Here is a 650-nt window from a genome sequence, read left to right as displayed (position 1 = left end):
ACACTTTACATTTTGTTGCTAACATTGTTAAAAATCTCATTATTTAAACCTCATCGTCGTCGATTATTATAATATCTCGTGGCATTTGAAATACATTATTGCTACGTGTTTCGATATGTTTTTGTATCATATCCAACACTAAAACCGCTTTTTCTACTGACGAATAATAACCTATTGGGGAGTAATATTCTTCATTATTTCTTAATTCATAATTAACTAAAATATTATAATTATTGTTATCGCAACCCACATCAAAGGATTTGCACAACAACAATGATTTTTTATCTTGACTTCTAATCCAAATTCCCATCTTCAATTACCTCCTCATAAGTTTGTTCAAAAATATCTGGCTCACATGGGCGTAATTCATTGTCACGTCTTTAATGATATAATCACCATAATTAACTCTCATTGTTCCTTCTAATGTGTTAATTGCAATTCCAGCTAGCGTTTGTTTTATTAATGCCCTTTCTATATCAAAATGTTCTATATAATTTTCAATTAAATCATTGCCAACAAAATTACGTATTTCTTCTAAATTGCTTCCCGTCCACCGAACTGCTTCCACAACTACAGGTTTCTTTCTATATTTAGTCATCTTCTAATAACTCCTTGTTTTCGTATATATTTCCAATTATTTCAATATCATC

2 protein-coding genes are annotated in these 650 nt (G+C 29.8%); both read right to left on the bottom strand.

Annotated features, from left to right (window positions below):
• Positions 1-43: 43 nt before the first annotated feature.
• Complete coding sequence (locus KSU54_RS18580) at positions 44-310, bottom strand: hypothetical protein (RefSeq protein ID WP_118249216.1); 267 nt, start codon at positions 308-310, stop codon at positions 44-46.
• Positions 311-316: 6 nt separating this feature from the next.
• Positions 317-598 carry a hypothetical protein gene (locus tag KSU54_RS18575; protein ID WP_199414235.1) on the bottom strand — a complete coding sequence of 94 codons (282 nt, stop codon included), beginning with the start codon at positions 596-598 and terminating at the stop codon, positions 317-319.
• Positions 599-650 lie beyond the last annotated feature (52 nt).

The organism is Erysipelatoclostridium sp. MSK.23.31, assembly GCF_019125875.1.
Lineage (GTDB): Bacteria > Bacillota_I > Bacilli_A > Erysipelotrichales > Coprobacillaceae > Thomasclavelia > Thomasclavelia ramosa.
This window is presented reverse-complemented; position numbering and strand designations above follow the sequence as displayed.

What these genes read in the sequence shown, in the direction of transcription:
- KSU54_RS18580 (WP_118249216.1), bottom strand. Translation starts at nt 310, where the DNA reads ATGGGAATTTGGATTAGAAGTCAAGATAAAAAATCATTGTTGTTGTGC.
- KSU54_RS18575 (WP_199414235.1), bottom strand. Translation starts at nt 598, where the DNA reads ATGACTAAATATAGAAAGAAACCTGTAGTTGTGGAAGCAGTTCGGTGG.